Consider the following 17,279-nt stretch of genomic DNA (forward strand, 5'->3'; position numbering starts at 1 on the left):
CGGCGAGGGGACGTCTTGAGGGGAGAAGCTCGCTCGTACGCCGCGGCCCGCAAGGAGCGGGCCGCGGACACCGACCGCTGGCTGAAGGACCTCTTCCGAACGGCGAGCGACGGCGACAACGTCTCCCTGGTCGCCGTCGGCAGCCTGGGGCGCGGCGAGCTGGCTCCGGGCAGCGACCTCGACCTGGTGCTGCTGCACGGCGGCCGGGGCGACGTCGGCAGGGTGGCGGACCGCATCTGGTACCCGATCTGGGACTCCGGCATCGGCCTCGACCACTCGGTGCGGACCGTGGACGAGGCCGTGGCGGTGGCCCGGGACGATCTGAAGGCGGTCCTCGGCCTCATCCAGGCCCGGCACGTGGCCGGGGACCCGGAGCTGACCAGGAAGGTCAGGGAGTCGGTGCTGGCCGAGTGGCGGGCCGACTCCCGGCGCAGGCTCGGCGAGCTGCGTGAGGCGGCCGACAAGCGGGCCCAGGTCAGCGGCGAGGTCGCCTTCCTGCTGGAGCCCGACCTCAAGGACGGCCGCGGCGGGCTGCGCGACCTCCAGGCCATGCAGGCCGTGGCCGCGGCCTGGGTGGCCTCGGCCCCCGGTCCGCGGGCCCGCGAGGCGTACGAGTTCATCCTGGACGTGCGGCACGCGCTGCACGTCGTCACCGCCCGGGGCGCCGACCGGCTCGTCCTGCAGGAGCAGGAGGCCGTCGCCGGGCTGCTCGGCCTGCTCGACGCGGAGGCGCTGATGCGGCGGCTCGCGGAGGCGGGCCGGACGATCTCCCACGCGTTCGACGTGACCTGGCGCACGGTTGACAGGCTGGTGTCAGGGCCGGCGCCGCGCGGCCGGCGTCCGCTGGCCGACGGCGTGGTCGAGCACGGCGGTGAGGTGGTGCTGGCCCGGGGCGCCGACCCCCGCAAGGACCCCCTGCTGGTGCTGCGCGCCGCCGCCGCGGCGGCCGACTCCGGGCTGCCGCTGGCGCCCGCGACGGTGTCCGTCCTCGCAGCTCAGTCCCCTCCGCTGCCGGTCCCCTGGCCGGACGAGGCCCGCGACGCGCTGGTGTCGATCCTCGGCGCGGGCCGCGCCGCCGTGCCCGTGTGGGAGGAGCTCGACCAGGCGGGCATCCTTGTCAAGATGCTTCCTGACTGGGAGCGCGTGCGCCACCGCCCCCAGCGCAACCCGATCCACCGCTTCACCGTCGACCGACACCTCATCGAGGCCGCCGCGAACGCCGCCGGCCACACCCGTGAGGTGTCCCGCCCCGACCTGCTGCTGATCGCGGCGCTGCTGCACGACATCGGCAAGGGCTGGCCCGGCGACCACTCGGCGACGGGTGAGGTCGTGGTGCGCGACATCGCCGCCCACATCGGCCTGCCGCCGGCGGACGTGGAGGTCCTGGCCACCGTGGTGCGCCACCACCTGCTGCTGCCGGAGACGGCGACCCGGCGCGACCTCGACGACCCCGTGACGATCGAGAAGGTCGCGGGCACGGTCGGCACGCGGGAGGTGCTGGACCTGCTGGCGGCGCTCGCGGTGGCCGACGGCCACGCCACCGGCCCGGCGGCCTGGAATGCCTGGAAGGCCGGTCTGGTCGCCGATCTCGTGCGCCGCGTCCGGTCGGTCCTGTCGGGCTCGCCGCCGCCCAAGGCGCCCACCCTGTCCCCGGAGCAGGCCGCCCTGGCCCGGCACGGCGGCGGAGCGGTCCGCGTCAACGGCGGCGCGGTCACGGTCGTCGCCCCCGATCGCATCGGCCTGCTGTGGAACGCGGCCGGGGTGCTGGCCGCCCATCGGCTGATCGTCCGCTCGGCCGCCTCGGCCTCCGCGGGATCCACCGCGGTGATCGAGTTCTCGGTGGTCCCCGAGTACGGCTCACCCCCGGACCCCGCCACGCTGGAAGCCGACCTCCGTCTCGTCCTTGCCGGCCGTCTTGACATCGAGCAACGGCTGGCCCGCCGGAGCCGGTACGTGAGGCCCTCTCGTGTTCCGGTCGCGCCACCCCGTGTGACCTTGGTGGACGACGCCTCGGCGACCGCCACGGTGGTGGAAGTCAGAGCCCATGACAGGCCGGGACTCCTGTGGCGCATCGGACGGGCGTTCGGTGAGTGTGGTCTTGACGTGAGAGCGGCTCGCGTGGAGACTCTCGGCGCGGAGGCGGTGGACGTCTTCTACGTGGTCGATCGCGCCGGACGTCCCCTCAGTGACGACGCGCAGCGGGGCCAGGTCCGCGATCTGGTGCTGGCGGCACTGCGCTGAACCACTCACGACGGGACTGGTCACATATGTAACGATTGCATCCGATTTGCGTAGGTAGTCCCATGCTGCGGATACCTTGTGGACGTCCTACGGCCCGTGGAGCGCGGGATTGATTGAGGGGTTGCGGAAGCAGTGACTACGGGGAACTCCGACAGCGGCCAGGCCGCCGGGCGGGGCCGCGAGGGGCGATCCCCATCGCCTCGGCTCGGGCTGCGCAACTGGCGCGTGAGATGGCGTCTGACCGCCCTCATCCTGGTTCCCACCGTCGTCTGCGTGGCGCTGGGGGGCGCCCGCGTGGTCGGTTCGATCCAGAGCATCAGCGACTACGAGCGCACCATCCGCGCCGCCGAGGACGCGGGCCACATCCGCGACCTCGTCCAGGCCGTGGGCCTGGAGCGGGACACGGGCGGCGGCTGGGTCGACGCCACCAGGGCCCTGCGCAGGAAGCTCGCCAAGCCGTACGCCGAGCGCAAGGCCGCCGTCGACCAGCTCGTGAAGACCGTCCAGGCCGACATGAACGCCATGGACGACTCGTACGGCGTCCGCGTCCTCGACGTCGTCAAGCGGGCCCGGCTCGACATCCGCCAGCTGCCCCGCACCCGCACCGAGGGCCAGCGCGACACCACGCGCTACAACACCCTGCTCGACACGCTGCTCCGCCTGCACGACGAGCTGAGCCTGCTCACCGACGACTCGCAGATCATCGGCCAGTTCCGCGCGCTGGGCGCCATCGCGCGCGCCAAGGAGGAGATCTCCCGCCAGCGCGTCCAGCTCCTCAAGGGCTACTACAACCCGGGGAGCATGGACGCCAAGGAGGTCGAGCGGTTCATCGCCTCCAACGCCGCCCAGCGCTCCGACATCACCACCGTCGGGCAAGAGGCCGGCCCCCAGGTCGCCATCCAGCTGCAGAAGGCGCTGACCAGGCCGGAGTACTACAACACCGAGCTGATCAAGTCGCGCGCCATCACGCTGGCCAGCGGCAAGGAGCCGGGCGTCCGCATCCGGCAGAACCTGCTCGCCTCGACCGACCCCGGCAAGATCTCGGCCGCCGACCAGTGGTTCAGCGACAACGCCACCACGATCAGCGCCCTCCACTCGGTGGAGGAGGACATCAACAAGAAGCTGGCCCTGCGCGGCACCGAGCTGCGTGACGCCGAGGTGCGCAACGCGGTCATCGCCGGTGTCCTCATCCTGGCCCTGCTGCTGCTCGTCGCGCTGCTCACCGTCGCCATCGCGCGCTCCATGGTCACCCCGCTGCGCCGGCTGCGCACCGAGGCCCTGGAGATCGCCGGCTTCCGGCTGCCGGACGTGGTCCGCAAGCTGCGCCTCAACGGCGACGTGGTGCCGGAGGTCCGGCCGATCGACGTCGAGGGCAGCGACGAGATCGGCGAGGTGGCCAAGGCCTTCGACCAGGTCCACCGGCAGGCCGTCCGGCTGGCGGGCGAGGAGGCCGAGCTGCGCGGCAACATCAGCTCGATGTTCGTCAACCTCTCGCGCCGCACCCAGACGCTGGTCGAGCGGCAGATCTCCCTCATCGACGGCCTGGAGAAGGGCGAGCAGGACGGCGGCCGGCTGGCCGACCTGTTCAAGCTCGACCACCTGGCCACCCGCATGCGGCGCAACTCCGAGAACCTCCTGGTCCTCGCCGGCCACGAGCCCTCCCGCCGGCGCAGCCAGCCGGCCAAGCTCGTGGACGTCGTGCGCGCCGCCCTGTCGGAGGTCGAGGGGTACGAGCGCGTCCAGGTGAAGGTCCACCGGGGCACCTCGGTGGTCGGCAGCGCCGCGAACGACCTCGTCCACCTCGTGGCCGAGCTGGTCGAGAACGCCCTGCAGTTCTCCCCGAGCAACGCCCAGGTCTCCGTGACGAGCAGCCTCATCGAGGGCGGCGGCGCGCTGCTGTCGGTGACCGACGCCGGCATCAGCATGACCGAGGACGAGCTGACCGAGGCCAACCGCCGCCTCGCCGAGCCGCCCGTCGTGGACGTGTCGGTCTCGCGGCGCATGGGCCTGTTCGTGGTCGGACGGCTGGCCCTGCGCCACGGCATCCGCGTCCAGCTCCGCAAGGGCGACGGCAACGGCCTGATCGCCATGGTGCTGCTGCCTCCGGCGCTCGTCGCCGACGGCTCCCAGCCGCCGCTGCCGCAGCGCCCCGCGTTCGCGGGCAGCGGCGACCCGGCCGGCGTCGCCCCGGGCCGCGGGCCCGGCCTCGGCGGCTCCAGCCTGACCAGCCCTGGCCTGGCCGGTACGGGTCTCACCGGTCCTGGCCTGGCCGGTCCGGGGCTCGGCGGACCCGCTCTGGCGGGCAGTGGCGCCGGCGGGCCCGGCGCGAGCGGGGCCGGCGGGCGGCACGGCACGCCCGCGCAGAACGGCTCCTTCCGCTCCTTCGGCAGCCTCGACTCCTTCGGCACCGCCGGCAACGGCACGGGCCGGCCCGGCGGGCCGCCCTTCACCGCCGACACCGACGGCGGCGCCCTGCGGCAGCCGTCGTACGACACCGGCGGCTTCCCGTCGTACCCGAGTCCGGACGCGCCCGGCGGTTTCCCGTCGTACCCGAGTCCGGACGCGCCCGGTGGCTTCCCTTCGTACCCGAGCCCGGACGCGCCCGGCGGCTTCCCGTCCCATCCCGGTCAGGAGGGCGCCGGCGGCTTCCCGTCGGCCCCGCCGGCCCCCGGCACCCGGGGACCCCGCAGGGAGGGCCTGCCCCGCAGGGAGGACCTCCCCGGCCGCGAGGACATGCCGAGCCGGGACCCCTTCCCCAGCCGGGAGCCCCTCCCCAGCCGCGACGCGTTCCCGAGCCGCGACGGATTTGCCAGCCGTGAGAGCTTCCCCAGCCGTGAGGGCTTCCCGGGAGCCGGAAGTGGTAATGGCGCGTTCCAGACGCCGCCGCCGGCGCCGGCCGCCTCGGGGTACAGCACCGCTGACGTGCGCAGACCCGAGTCGCCGCCCTCGGTGGACGTGTCCCCGATGGACAAGGGCCAGGAGGAGTACCTGCCGATCTTCGCCTCGGTGGAGTCGGCCTGGTTCCGCCGCCCGCCGGGCGAGCAGGCGACCTCGGCGCCCGGCCGTGATGAGCACAACCCATCGCAAGCCGTAGTCTCTGGGGAGGAAGCGTGGCGAACGGCCGCGGACGCCGGTTGGCGTGCGGCGGCCGCGGCCAGCGACCCCAGTCTCGGCGGCATCACCGCCGCCGGGCTGCCCAAGCGCACCCCCAAGGCCAACCTGGTCCCAGGTACGGCCGGCTCGCAGGCCGCGCAGCCGCAACGGCAGCAGCGGCAGGCGCCGGCGCCACCGGTCTCCGCTGACCGGATGCGCAGCCGGATGGCCAGCTTCCAGCAGGGAGTGCGCCGGGGACGGGCGGAAGTACGCGAACAGGAGGAACAAGAGTGAGCGAGCGTCTTTCCAGGGAGGACGCGTGACGACGCTGAGCCATGAGGCGCATCGGTTCGACTGGCTGATCACGGACTTCGTGCGCAACACGCCGGGCGTGGCGCACGCGGTCGTCGTCTCGGCCGATGGTCTCTGCCTGGCGAGTTCCGAGGGCTTCCCGCCGGACCGTGCGGACCAGCTCGCGGCGGTGTCCGCCGGCCTGCTGAGCCTCACCGTGGGCGCGTCCCGCGTGTTCGAGGGCGGCTCCGTCACGCAGACGGTCGTCGAGATGCAGCGCGGGCTGCTCATCGTGATGGCGATCAGCGACGGCTCGGTGATCACCGTGCTGGCCGCGCCCGACTGCGACATGGGGCTGGTGGCGTACCAGATGACGCTGCTGGTCGACCGGGCGGGCCAGGCGCTGACGCCGGCCCTGCGCGCGGAGCTCCAGGCTGCCAGGACACGGTGAGGCGATGACACTGATGGGAGAGGGTCGTGTACGGCACTGACGGCAACGGGGACGACGAGCCCCTGTTCCGTCCGTACGCGGTGACCGGCGGCCGTTCGGAGCCTCGCTACCACCTCGCGATGGAGACGCTGATCTCGTCCATGTCCATACCGGACGACGAGATGGCCTTGCTGACTCCCGAGCAGGAGGCCATCATGCAGCTCTGCCGTACGTTCCGGTCGGTCGCCGAGATCTCGGCCTTGCTCCGGGTCCCGCTGGGCGTGGCGAGGGTGCTTGTGGCGGACATGTCCGACGAAGGGCTTGTCCGCCTGCACCAGCCACGCCTCAGCCAGGGACAGCCAGACCTCAACATGCTCGAAAGGGTGCTCAGTGGACTTCGCAGGCTCTAGCCCCGGCCTCACGTCGACGAAGATCGTCGTCGCGGGCGGGTTCGGCGTCGGCAAGACGACGTTCGTGGGGGCGGTGTCCGAGATCCTTCCGCTGACCACGGAAGCGGTGATGACCGACGCGTCCGCGGGCATCGACGACCTCGGCATGACCCCCAACAAGCAGACGACGACCGTGGCCATGGACTTCGGCCGCCTGTCGCTCGACCGCGACCTGATCCTGTACCTGTTCGGCACGCCCGGGCAGCACCGGTTCTGGTTCATGTGGGACGACCTCGTGCGCGGCGCCATCGGTGCCGTCGTGCTGCTCGACACGCGCCGGCTGGCCGACAGCTTCCCGGCGATCGACTACTTCGAGGAGGCGAAGCTGCCGTTCGTGGTCGGCGTCAACGGCTGGGACGGGCAGTTCCTGCACTCCGAGGACGAGGTGCGCGAGGCGCTGGCGCTCTCGCCGCACGTGCCGATCGTCCGCACGGACGCGCGTAACCGCGACTCGGTGAAGGCGACGCTGATCTCGCTGGTCGAGCACGTCGTACGGCTCCGCGCCGCGCCGGTCTCCTAGCCCACCACCACGCCGGCCTTCCGGCCGGAAACCCCCCATTCACCTCCTATTTCACGACATTTCGGGAAATAGGAGGTGAGCGGGTCGTGATCGCCATTACGCTGCTAGGCCCTGTCCGATGAGGAGCCCGACGGGGGCTTCGATGGGGAGGGGAGTGGACCGTATGGTGTGGATCGCGCTCGCCGTCTCGGCCGTCGCCGTGGCCGTTGCGCTCACCTGGTGGCTGCGCCGTGATCGTTCCGCCGCTCAGAGCGGCTCTGGAGGGACCCAGGAGGCCCCTGGGCACGCGTGGGGCCCGGTGCTCGACGCGGAGGCCGGGACCGCGTTCACGGAGGGCCTGCGGGCCTTCCACGACGAGGCCGACGCCCCGCTCCTGGAGATCGCCCAGGCCGTGGTCGTCACCGCCGGGCCGCCCCGGGCCATCTCGCTCCATCTAATGGCCGAGGCCTTCGCGGCCCGTGGCGAGGCGGCCCTGCACGACCCGGAGGGCACGGTCCGCGACCTCGTCGCCGAGCACGGCGCCGCGGAGGGGCCGGGCGTGCTCCACCTGCGCGCCGGCTGGCTGAGCGGAACGGCGGACGGCATGGACGGCCGGCGCTTCGCCGAGGCGGTCCGCGAGATCGTGTGCGCCCCGCCCTCGGCCGGCATCACCGCCTGGAAGGCCGAGGACGAGACCGGCCTCCTGCTCCTGACCGTGCGGGCCCCGGCCGGGGGCGACACAGCCGGTGACGCGGAGAACACCGTCATGATCGACCTGGCCCGGGTGCTGGACCGCTACCGGGAGGCGCGCGAGGAGCAGGCGGGCGCGCCCGCGGAGGCGCTGCTGCGCGCCGTCGTGTCCCACGTGGTCGCCTCCGGCGGCCCCGGGCTCACCTGGACCCGGCCGCCCACCGCCGGGCAGCACGAGGTCCTCCTGTCCGCCGCCACCGCCCCCGCGGCCCTGCGCTGACCCGGCGGCTCGGTCAGGGGGCGGACGCGCGGCGGGCCACCAGGGCCTCGATGCCGTCCAGGACGCGCTGGAGGCCGAACTCGAAGGCGCGCTCCGCGCTGTAGGCCGTCCCCATGGCCTCGCCCGCCGCCTGACCCACCCGGGTGGCCGTCGGGAAGCGGCTCGCGTCGGCGACGCGGTTGAGGAACGGCGCGTGCGCCGCCCACCACTGGGCATCGGACATGCCGGTCTCGCTCTCGGCCTGCGACGCCTCCACCGCCCCCCGGGCCGTGCCGTGGACGAACCCGGTCACCAGCGTGACCACCGCGTCCATCTCGACGTCCGTCAGCCCGATCCCGTCGACGGCGCGCAGCTCGTGGTCGTACTTGGCCGTGCCGTTGGGCCCGAGCACCGGGCGGCTGGTCGCCACCTGGGCCAGCCAGGGGTGGCGCAGGTAGAGCGTCCAGTTCTGGCGGGCGATGTGCTCCAGCCGCTCCCGCCACCCGCCGGGCAGGTCCTCGGACCGGTCGATCTCCCCGTACACGGTGTCGAGCATGACGTCGAACAGCTCCGGCTTGCCCGGCACGTACGTGTACAGCGACATCGTCCCGACGCCCAGCCGCTCGGCCACGCGGCGCATGGACAGCGCCTGGAGCCCCTCGGCGTCCGCCACCTCGATGGCGGCCCGCACGATCCGGTCCACGCTCAGGTCGGGCTTGCCCTTGCGGCTGGCGCGCTCGCTGGTCCGCCACAGCAGCGCGAGGCTGCGCGCGGGGTCACCCCTGCCGACGTACTCGGTCGTCACCCTCCGTACGGTACACCGTACGTTAACGGACGCTCCGGAGACCCCACCCCCGGAGCGAGGGTGTGCGGCGGTGGAACGGGACGGGCTCCGTCGGCAGCGGGTCGCGGCCCAGGACGAGGCCGGCGGCCCTCTCGGCGACGGTCACGAGGCCGCGGCCCACCAGCGGGCGGCGACCAGCTCGGCGACCAGCGTCTCCGTCAGCAGCGCGACCTCGGGGTCGTCGTCGTGCCGGTAGCGGATCGACGCCGCGGCCCCCGGCACGTCGCCGCCCACCGCCAGCACCGTCGAGCCGCGCTGCCGCACCCAGTCCATGGCCTGCTCGTCGTAGCGGGAGCCCGGGAAGAGCAGGGCGCGGTAGTCGAGGGTCTTGGTCAGGTACACGTCCACGTGCGCCCAGTCCCCGGTCTCGCAGGCGTCGGCGGGGCGGCGCGGGCCCTCACGGACCATGAGCGCCGACTGCTCGGCCGACGACAGCCGCTCGGCGGGGGCGACGGCGTAGACACCGTGCGGGCCCTCCAGCAGCTCCAGCGCCACGGGCAGCCATTCCTTCCTGCGGTCCAGCAGGTCGGCCGTGGCCTCGGCGGCGCGGCGGACGAGGGCGGGCAGGTCGCGGGAGGTGCCCGTGAGACGCGACTCCAGTGCGAGCAGGAGCGCCAGCGTGTGCTGGAACGTGCGGCAGGAGACACCGCCGCGCTCCTCGCCCGCCCGCATCGGCACCACCAGGCCGGCGCCCTCGGTCACGGCGGAGCCGGGGGCGTTGGTGAGGGCCGCGAGGAACACCTCGGCGCCGGTGTAGCGGGCGAGCGCGTCGAGCGTCTCCCGGCTGCCGCCCGTGGCCGAGATCGGCACGACCAGCGTGCCGGGGGCGGCGGGGTAGGTGGCGGCGGCCGAGGCGTAGTCGGCGTAGGCGTCGATCCCGGCGGCGCGCAGCCGGAGGGCGGCCACGCCGGCGGCGTACCGGGAGCTGCCCATGCCGAGGAACAGCACCCGCTCGACGTCGCCCGGCAGGCCCTCGAACGGGTCGCCGGCGGCCAGCTCGCCGGCCAGCGCCTCCAGGGCGGCGGGCTTGGCCTCCAGGTCAGCCAGGAACAGCTCGGGGTTCAACGGATCTCCAGGTGATGCTCGGAAGGGTCGGGTCTCGCGGATGTCACGGACACCGCGTGGGAGCGGCGTCCGCCGGGTGTCTCGGGCGCCGCCTGGGCGGGGTGGTCGTGGGAGGTCATGGGTACCAGGTGCGCAGGACGCCCATCGGGGCGTAGCGCCAGCGCGGCAGGTGGCGGGCCGCGTAGACGAGCTCCCGGCACTCCTGCTCGATCTCGAACGGCCGCAGCAGCGTCTCGTCGAGCAGCTCCGGCCGTCCGCGCTCGGCCAGGCGGAGGCGGTAGGCGGCCAGCATGGCGTCGCGGGCCTCGCCGGCCCAGCGGGCGGCGGCCGCGGGCGGCGTGCCGCGCCTCCTGACGGCGACCTGGGCGACGTGTTCGAGGCTGGTGGCGAGCTGGGCGACGTCGCGGGCGGCAGGCTGGTACGGCTCGGCGCCGGTCACGGTCGGGTTGCCGTCGAAGTCGATCACGGCGTAGCCGTCACGCCAGCGCAGGATCTGGCCCACGTGCAGGTCACCGTGGATGCGGATCAGCGGTGCGGAGCCGGCGGGCCGGTGCAGGGGCTCCAGTTCGCGGCGCAGATCGGCCTCTCGCGCGGCCAGCCACGCGCCGTCCTCGCCGCCGGTCAGCTCCAGCGCCTCCCGCAGCGCCCCTTCCGCCCGTGCCCCGTACCCGGCCGCCGGACCGCGAGACGCCTCGGGCACGGGTCCGGCCGCCGGACCGCGAGACGCCTCAAGCACGCGTCCGGCCAGGTCCGGAGGATGGAGGGCGGACGGGTCGCCGGGGTGGAAGGTGGACAGGGCCGTGTGCAGGTCGGCGGTCAGGCGGCCGAGTTCCGCCGCGAACGCGGCGCGTCCCGCCTCGGCCTCGTCCACGCACCACTCCCACCCGTCGCGCGCCCCCGGCAGGTAGCCGGTCACGAGTGCCAGCAGCAGCACCTGGCCGGACTTTTCGTGAAGTGTCAGGGCGGCGAACGGCGGGGCGATCTCCCGAAAACCGGTCGCGGCCAGGTGTGCGAGGACATCAGGGGCGGGATGCGGCATCGGCGCCGGGGGTGTCAGCCACTTGACGACGACCCGATCACTCACCACCACCGAATAGTTTGTCTGATCGACGTGCTCTCCGAAGTCGCGTTCGACCGGGACCCCGGTGTCGGCGGCGGCTTCGCGGTGCGAGAGGCTGGGCAGCGGGCCGAGCCGGCGTACGGCGAAGGGTGCGGGCACGTCGTCCGCCAACGACGCGACGAGCGCAGCTGTGAGGCCGCGGTCCCGCTGGGTGAGGGGATTCTCACCCACGGAGATCAACCGGTCCCATATTGAATCGGGATTCAACAGCATGACCAAACTTCCAGGTGGCAATGTCCGCAAAAGTCTTGCTCATGTTGATTTCTGCTGCAACACTCCTGCTCTGGTCTGCCGTGTCCGTTGGTCGCGCGACCCCTCGTCCCTTGTCATCAGAAGGAGTAGCGGCCTTGTCCCGATTCCGGTTCACCCGTCGTCTTCCGGCCGTCGTAGCGGTGGCCGGCCTCGCGCTCGCCGTGGCGGCGTGCGGTGGTGAGTCGTCGAGCAGCGGCGCGGGTTCGGCGGCGAAAGCAGAGGCCGACCAGCTCAACCCCAACGCGGACCTGAGCAAGCAGTCGGTCAGCATCACGGTGTGGGACGGCTACACGCCGAAGGAGCTGCCCGTCAAGGTCAAGGAGAAGCTCAAGGTCACCGACCTGAAGGTCACCCTGCACGCCACCAACGAAGAGGCGATGACCAAGCTCACCGCCGGCGGCGACAGCGGCATCGACGTGGCCTTCGTGTCCGGCCAGTACGCCCAGGCGCTCAACGAGCAGGGCCTGCTGGAGCCGATCCACCCCGAGCTGATCCCCAACCTGTCGAACCTCTACCCCGAGGCCACCCAGCTCTCCTACGACAAGGGCAACAAGTACTCCGTGCCCTACACCTGGGGCACGACCGGCATCTGCTACCGCAGCGACCTGGTGAAGGCCGAGCCGAAGAGCTGGAACGACATCCTGAACCCGCCGTCCTGGGCCGACAAGAAGGTCACCATGATGACCACCGAGCGCTGGCTGGCCCTGCCCGCGCTCAAGTCGCTCGGCTACTCGGTCAACACCGACAAGGACGACGAGATCGCCAAGGCCAAGGAGCTGCTCGTCAAGGCCAAGCCGCACCTGCTCGGGTACGACGACACCACGTTCGGCGACAAGCTCACCAGCGGCGAGGCCATCATGGTCGAGGCGTGGGACGGCTGGTGCCCGACGACCGACGAGAAGCAGAACATCAAGTTCGTCGTGCCGAAGGAGGGCAGCGACCTCTGGGTGGACACCATGGTGATCATGAAGTCCTCCAAGAACAAGGAGGCCGCGCACGCCTTCATCAACTACATCCTCGACCCCGAGATCCACAGCTGGGCGGCCGAGAACATCAACTACAAGGTGCCCAACAAGGCCGCCATGGACCGGGTGAACCCGCCCAAGGGCTCCCTGCTCGGCATCAAGCCCGCCGAGCTGCTCAACGGTGAGTCGATCATCGACCTGGGTCAGGCGTCGACCAAGTACACGCGCCTGTCGACCGAGGTCACGGCGCAGTGACGCAGTGATGTCCCCGGTCAGGACCCGGCCGGCGACCGCCCTCAGGGGCCGGCGCCGGCTGGGCGCGTTCGTCTTCCTCACCCCCGGCCTCGCCTATCTCGTCGTGCTGCTGCTGGTGCCGCTGGCGCTGGTGCTGAGCTACGTCTTCTTCCAGCGCGGCCGCTTCGGCGGGGTGGTCTACGAGTTCACCACCGAGAACTTCTCCCGCCTGATCGACCCGCTCTACCTACGGGTGCTCGGCCAGTCGCTGGAGATCGCGGCGCTGGCCACGCTCATAGCGCTCGCCCTCGGCTACCCCACGGCCTACCTGATCGCCCGGCTGCCGCGGAAGTGGAAGACGGTCGCGCTCGTCGCGATCGTGCTCCCGTTCTGGACGAACTTCATCATCCGCATGTACGCCTGGATCATCCTGCTCAACGGCCCCGGCCTGGTGAACTCGGCCCTGAAGAGCCTCGGCCTCGGCCCGTTCGAGCTGCTCTACAACAAGGGCGCCATCGTCGTCGGTCTGGTCTACTCGTACCTGCCGCTGATGGTGCTGCCGCTGTACGCGGCCATCGAGAAGCTCGACCCGCAGCTCCGCGAGGCGTCGGCGAACCTCGGCGCGTCCCGGCTGACCACGTTCCGCAAGGTGACGCTGCCGCTGACCGTGCCGGGGGTGATGACGGGGTGCCTGTTCGTGTTCGTGCCGAGCTTCGGCAACTTCGTCATCCCGGAGATGCTGGGCGGCGGCAAGTCGATCATGGTGGGCAACCTGATCCGCACGGAGTTCCTCAAGGCGCGTGACTGGCCGTTCGGCTCCGCGCTGACGCTCGCGCTGGTCGCGGTGCTCATCGTGCTGCTCCTGGTGCAGGCATGGGCGGCGCGCCGTGCGTAGGTCGAGGCTCCTGTACGTCCCGTTCTGGGTGACGATCGTCTTCCTGTACGCGCCGATCGCCGTGGTCGTCGCGATGTCGTTCAACTCCGGCAAGTCGGCCTACACCTACGAGGGCTTCAGCCTCAAGTGGTACGGCGTGCTGGCCCAGGACCAGCGGGTCCTCGACGGCCTGCTGAACACGCTGATCGTGGCAGCGGGCTCCACCGTGATCGCCACGGTGCTCGGCACGCTGCTGGCCGTCGGCCTGGCCCGGCACACCCGCTCCCGCACGCTGGACGCGGTCGCGCTCATGCCGGCCGTCCTGCCGGACCTCGTGCTCGCGATCGGCCTGCTGCTCTTCTACGGTCTGATTCAACTCACGCTGGGCCTGTACTCGGTGATCCTCGCGCACAGCGTGTTCGCGATGGCGTTCGTCGCGGCGGTGGTCCGCACCCGCCTGACGAACACCGACACGTCGCTGGAGGAGGCCTCGCGCGACCTCGGCGCGGGACCGGTCACCACCTTCATGAGGGTCACACTCCCGCAGCTCACCCCGGGCATCGTGGCGGGCGCGATGCTGGCGTTCACGTTGTCGCTCGACGAGTTCGTGATCGCCTTCTTCACGATCGGCAACCTCCAGCAGACGCTGCCGATCGTCATCTACTCGATGATCCGGTTCGGGGTGACCCCCGAGATCAACGCGCTCGGCGCGATCCTCCTGCTGGTGAGCTTCACCGCGGTGATCGCGGGCCAGCGCATGACCAAGATCGGCGAAGCACGTGCTCAAGATTGACGGCATCACCCGCAGGTTCGGCCAGGTCACCGCGCTGGACGGCGTGTCCCTGGAGATCGGGCAGGGCGAGTTCTTCGCGCTGCTCGGGCCCTCCGGCTGTGGCAAGACGACGCTGCTGCGCATCATCGCGGGGTTCGAGACGCCCGACGACGGCACGGTGACGCTCGACGGCGACGACCTGCTCGCGCTGCCGCCGAACCGGCGGCCGATCAGCCTCATGTTCCAGTCGTACGCGCTGTTCCCGCACATGACCGTGGCCAAGAACGTGGCCTACGGCCTGGAGCGGGAGAAGCTGCCCCGCGAGGAGATCCGGCGGCGCGTCGGCGAAGTGCTGGAGACCGTGGGCCTGTCGGCGCACGGCGACCGCAAGCCGGCGCAGCTGTCCGGCGGCCAGCGCCAGCGCGTCGCCCTGGCCCGTTCCATCGTCAAGCGGCCCCGCCTGCTGCTGCTCGACGAGCCCCTGTCGGCGCTGGACAAGAAGGTCCGCGCCGACATGCAGCTGGAGCTGAAGCGGCTGCAGCACGAGGTCGGCATCACGTTCGTGGTCGTCACGCACGACCAGGAGGAGGCCATGTCGCTGGCGGACCGGATCGCGGTCTTCGACAGCGGCAGCGTCCGCCAGGTGGACGAGCCGGTCGCCCTCTACGAGCGGCCGCGCAGCCCGTTCGTCGCGGGCTTCGTCGGCGCCAACAACCTGTTCCGGGGAACGGCCCGCACGGGCGGGGTGGACGCGGGCGAGCTCGGGGAGCTGGCCGGGACCCCGCTGGAGGAGCTGGAGGAGGGCGCCGCCGCGCTGCTGTGCGTCCGGCCCGAGCAGATCGTCCTCCACCGGTCCGGCGACCCGGCCGACGAGAACGCCGGCGACGGCGAGTCCGGGGAGCCCGTCGAGGGGCTTGAGGGCAGCGTGCTGGACGTCAGCTTCTACGGGGGCGTCTCGCACCTCTCGGTGGAGGTGCCGGGCCACGCCAAGCCGGTGCTGGTGGCCGTGCAGGGCGCCAGCGCCGTGCAGCCGGGCGCCAAGGTGCGGCTCGGCTGGGACGCCGGTGACGCCGTCGTCATCCCCGCCACGCCATGACCGCCCCCCAGAGAACCGGCCACGCGAGAACCGGCCACCCGGGAACCCGCCCCATCGCGACGGGCTCAGTGCACCAGGTCGTTGCCCGTCGCGGTGCGCGCGTAGGACAGGATCAGCTCGGCCGCCTCCTCGGGGCCGATCACCGGGTGCCTGGCCGTGATGCGGTAGCCGTAGGCGTCCTCCAGGGCCACCAGGTTGCGCGCCAGCGACTGCGAGTCGCCGCTCAGCCGGAACACCCCGAGCGCGGAGCCGGTGTCCAGGATCGACTGGTACATCGACACCTGCCGGTCGTACAGGGAGGTGAGCAGGACCCCGTAGACCCGGTTGCGGCCGGCGGCGCCGCCGAGCTCGTTGAGCAGGCGCACGTCGGGGTCGAGCGGCCCGGTGGGCAGCCCGGAGCGGATCGTCATGACGAGCTTCTTGACCGGGTCCGTCACGGTGGAGAGCCGGCGCAGCCGCTGCTCGTAGAAGCGCTCCATCCCGGCGTGCTGCGCCTCGACCAGCAGCTCGCTGAGGTCGGGGTAGTGGTAGAGCACGGCGCCCGAGGTCAGGCCCGCCTCCTCGGCGACGTGCGAGAGCTGGACGCCGTCGATGCCGTGGCGGATGATGGCGCGGCGCGCCGCCTCGATCAGGTCGATGCGCCGGTCGGTGCGGCTCTTGCGCTGGGCCATGCTCACCACCTCGTTCCCCCGAGCTGTTCGCCTCCCATTCAGGAAGCCGTGACCATAGTGCCTTGAAGTTGACCCCTACGCTAGATGAGTATTTGAATTCACGTTCAACTAGTTCGCCCCCTCCGGAGTAACGTGATGTCTCTCACGATCCTGTTCATGCCAGAAAGCGCCTACGGGCCCACCAACAACTGCATCGGCATCGGCGACATCCTGCGCCGCCGCGGCCACCGCGTCGTCTTCGCCGCGGAGGCCTCCTGGAAGGGCAAGCTGGAGGCCCTCGGCTTCGAGGAGGACCTGGTCGACCTCGCGCCGCCGGCCGAGGAGGAGCAGGACGCGGGTCAGTTCTGGAAGGACTTCATCCGCGAGACCGCGCCCGAGTACCGCAAGAGCACGCTGGAGCAGCTGGAGACGGTCACCAAGCCGATCTGGGAGTCGCTCATCGACGGCGTGAAGTACTGCGAGCCGCGCCTCAAGGAGATCATCGAGCGCGTCCAGCCGGACGTCATCGTCGAGGACAACGTCATCACGTTCCCGGCCCTGCTCACCGCGGGCCGCAAGTTCGTCCGCATCGTCTCCTGCAACCCGCTGGAGGTGCGCGGCGAGAACGTCGCGCCGGTCTTCTCCGGCCTGCCCGCGGACGACCGCGGCGAGTGGGACGCCTTCCGGGCGGAGTACGAGCGCACCCACCGCGAGCTGTGGAGCGCCTTCAACGAGTGGAGCGTCGAGCAGGGCACCGAGCCGCTGCCCGACCTGGACTTCATCCACGAGGGCGACCTGAACCTCTACGTCTTCCCGGAGATCCTCGACTACACGGCCGAGCGTCCGCTGGGCCCCACGTGGCACCGGCTCGACTCGTCCGTCCGGGAGACCGACGAGCCGTTCGAGCTGCCCTTCCCGCGGGGCGAGGGCGCGCTGGTCTACTTCTCGCTGGGCTCGCTCGGCTCCTCCGACGTGGAGCTGATGCAGCGGGTGATCGACGTGCTGGCCACCACGCCGCACCAGTTCATCGTCTCCAAGGGCCCGCTGCACGAGGAGATCAAGCTGGCCGACAACATGTGGGGCGCCGAGTTCGTGCCGCAGACGAAGATCATCCCGCTCTGCGACCTGGTCATCACCCACGGCGGCAACAACACCACCACCGAGGCGCTGCACTTCGGCAAGCCGATGATCCTCCTGCCGCTGTTCTGGGACCAGTACGACAACGCCCAGCGCGTCCACGAGCTCGGTTACGGCGTCCGGCTGTCCACCTACGCCTTCGGCGACGAGGAGCTGACGGGCGCGCTCGACCGCCTGCTCGGCGACACCGAGCTGCGCGCCCGGCTGGAGGCCGCGGGCGAGGAGATCCGCCGCCGCGACGGCCTGCGCAAGGCGGCCGACCTCATCGAGCGGCTCGGCCAGGAATAACGGCTCGGCCAGGAACGACGACCGGCAAGC

15 protein-coding genes are annotated in these 17,279 nt (G+C 71.8%); 11 read left to right on the forward strand and 4 right to left on the reverse strand.

Features of this window, described 5'->3' with window-relative positions; genetic code table 11:
- Positions 1-15: 15 nt before the first annotated feature.
- The 6 genes from MTP10_RS18320 to MTP10_RS18345 all read left to right on the forward strand — a co-directional run bounded on the left by MTP10_RS18320 (position 16) and on the right by MTP10_RS18345 (position 7,973).
- Positions 16-2,241: a [protein-PII] uridylyltransferase gene (locus tag MTP10_RS18320; RefSeq protein WP_310710683.1), complete on the forward strand. Its 2,226-nt coding sequence runs from the start codon at positions 16-18 to the stop codon at positions 2,239-2,241.
- Between the two features lie 225 nt (positions 2,242-2,466).
- A complete protein-coding gene (locus tag MTP10_RS18325; RefSeq protein WP_310710684.1) occupies positions 2,467-5,628 on the forward strand; it encodes a nitrate- and nitrite sensing domain-containing protein in 3,162 nt (1,053 codons plus the stop codon).
- A 25-nt stretch (positions 5,629-5,653) separates the two neighbouring features.
- Positions 5,654-6,076: a roadblock/LC7 domain-containing protein gene (locus MTP10_RS18330; RefSeq protein ID WP_175595573.1), complete on the forward strand. Its 423-nt coding sequence runs from the start codon at positions 5,654-5,656 to the stop codon at positions 6,074-6,076.
- A gap of 26 nt (positions 6,077-6,102) precedes the next feature.
- Complete coding sequence (locus tag MTP10_RS18335; RefSeq protein ID WP_310710685.1) at positions 6,103-6,465, forward strand: DUF742 domain-containing protein; 363 nt, start codon at positions 6,103-6,105, stop codon at positions 6,463-6,465.
- Complete coding sequence (locus MTP10_RS18340) at positions 6,446-7,024, forward strand: ATP/GTP-binding protein (RefSeq protein ID WP_310710686.1); 579 nt, start codon at positions 6,446-6,448, stop codon at positions 7,022-7,024. The genes MTP10_RS18335 and MTP10_RS18340 overlap by 20 nt, the downstream gene beginning before the upstream one ends.
- Positions 7,025-7,187: 163 nt before the next feature.
- On the forward strand, positions 7,188-7,973 hold the full coding sequence (locus tag MTP10_RS18345) for a hypothetical protein (protein WP_310710687.1): 786 nt from the start codon (positions 7,188-7,190) through the stop codon (positions 7,971-7,973).
- A gap of 13 nt (positions 7,974-7,986) precedes the next feature.
- On the opposite strand, the gene MTP10_RS18350 is transcribed toward MTP10_RS18345, so the two are convergent.
- The 3 genes from MTP10_RS18350 to MTP10_RS18360 form a co-directional block, all read right to left on the reverse strand.
- A complete protein-coding gene (locus MTP10_RS18350) occupies positions 7,987-8,757 on the reverse strand; it encodes a TetR/AcrR family transcriptional regulator (RefSeq protein ID WP_310710688.1) in 771 nt (256 codons plus the stop codon).
- Between the two features lie 141 nt (positions 8,758-8,898).
- Entirely contained in the window at positions 8,899-9,861 is a 963-nt protein-coding gene (locus tag MTP10_RS18355; protein WP_310710689.1) for an SIS domain-containing protein, read from the reverse strand.
- Between the two features lie 115 nt (positions 9,862-9,976).
- On the reverse strand, positions 9,977-11,152 hold the full coding sequence (locus tag MTP10_RS18360; RefSeq protein WP_310710690.1) for a hypothetical protein: 1,176 nt from the start codon (positions 11,150-11,152) through the stop codon (positions 9,977-9,979).
- 176 nt (positions 11,153-11,328) lie between these two features.
- Here MTP10_RS18360 and MTP10_RS18365 point away from each other — a divergent pair, with 176 nt between their 5' ends.
- Genes MTP10_RS18365 through MTP10_RS18380 form a run of 4 tightly spaced genes read left to right on the forward strand, consistent with a single transcriptional unit; the run spans position 11,329 to position 15,174 of the window.
- Complete coding sequence (locus MTP10_RS18365) at positions 11,329-12,453, forward strand: spermidine/putrescine ABC transporter substrate-binding protein (protein WP_310710691.1); 1,125 nt, start codon at positions 11,329-11,331, stop codon at positions 12,451-12,453.
- A 7-nt stretch (positions 12,454-12,460) separates the two neighbouring features.
- Positions 12,461-13,327, forward strand: a complete 867-nt coding sequence (locus tag MTP10_RS18370) for an ABC transporter permease (RefSeq protein ID WP_310710692.1) — start codon at positions 12,461-12,463, stop codon at positions 13,325-13,327.
- Positions 13,320-14,099, forward strand: coding sequence for an ABC transporter permease (locus MTP10_RS18375; protein WP_310710693.1), 780 nt, complete (start codon positions 13,320-13,322; stop codon positions 14,097-14,099). Before MTP10_RS18370 ends, MTP10_RS18375 begins: the two co-directional genes overlap by 8 nt.
- Positions 14,086-15,174 (forward strand): ABC transporter ATP-binding protein, encoded by a 1,089-nt coding sequence (locus tag MTP10_RS18380; RefSeq protein ID WP_310710694.1) that lies wholly within the window; start codon positions 14,086-14,088, stop codon positions 15,172-15,174. The genes MTP10_RS18375 and MTP10_RS18380 overlap by 14 nt, the downstream gene beginning before the upstream one ends.
- 65 nt (positions 15,175-15,239) lie before the next feature.
- On the opposite strand, the gene MTP10_RS18385 is transcribed toward MTP10_RS18380, so the two are convergent.
- Complete coding sequence (locus MTP10_RS18385) at positions 15,240-15,845, reverse strand: helix-turn-helix domain-containing protein (protein WP_310710695.1); 606 nt, start codon at positions 15,843-15,845, stop codon at positions 15,240-15,242.
- A 135-nt stretch (positions 15,846-15,980) separates the two neighbouring features.
- On the opposite strand from MTP10_RS18385, the gene MTP10_RS18390 reads away from it, so the two are divergent.
- Positions 15,981-17,249, forward strand: a complete 1,269-nt coding sequence (locus tag MTP10_RS18390) for a glycosyltransferase (RefSeq protein WP_310710696.1) — start codon at positions 15,981-15,983, stop codon at positions 17,247-17,249.
- The last annotated feature ends 30 nt before the right edge of the window (positions 17,250-17,279 follow it).

The sequence above is a fragment of the Nonomuraea sp. 3-1Str genome, assembly GCF_031570565.1.
GTDB lineage: Bacteria > Actinomycetota > Actinomycetes > Streptosporangiales > Streptosporangiaceae > Nonomuraea.

Coding starts and splice junctions, on each gene's coding strand:
- MTP10_RS18345 (WP_310710687.1), top strand. CDS start 7,188: ATGGTGTGGATCGCGCTCGCCGTCTCGGCCGTCGCCGTGGCCGTTGCG.
- MTP10_RS18370 (WP_310710692.1), top strand. CDS start 12,461: ATGTCCCCGGTCAGGACCCGGCCGGCGACCGCCCTCAGGGGCCGGCGC.
- MTP10_RS18385 (WP_310710695.1), bottom strand. CDS start 15,845: ATGGCCCAGCGCAAGAGCCGCACCGACCGGCGCATCGACCTGATCGAG.
- MTP10_RS18390 (WP_310710696.1), top strand. CDS start 15,981: ATGTCTCTCACGATCCTGTTCATGCCAGAAAGCGCCTACGGGCCCACC.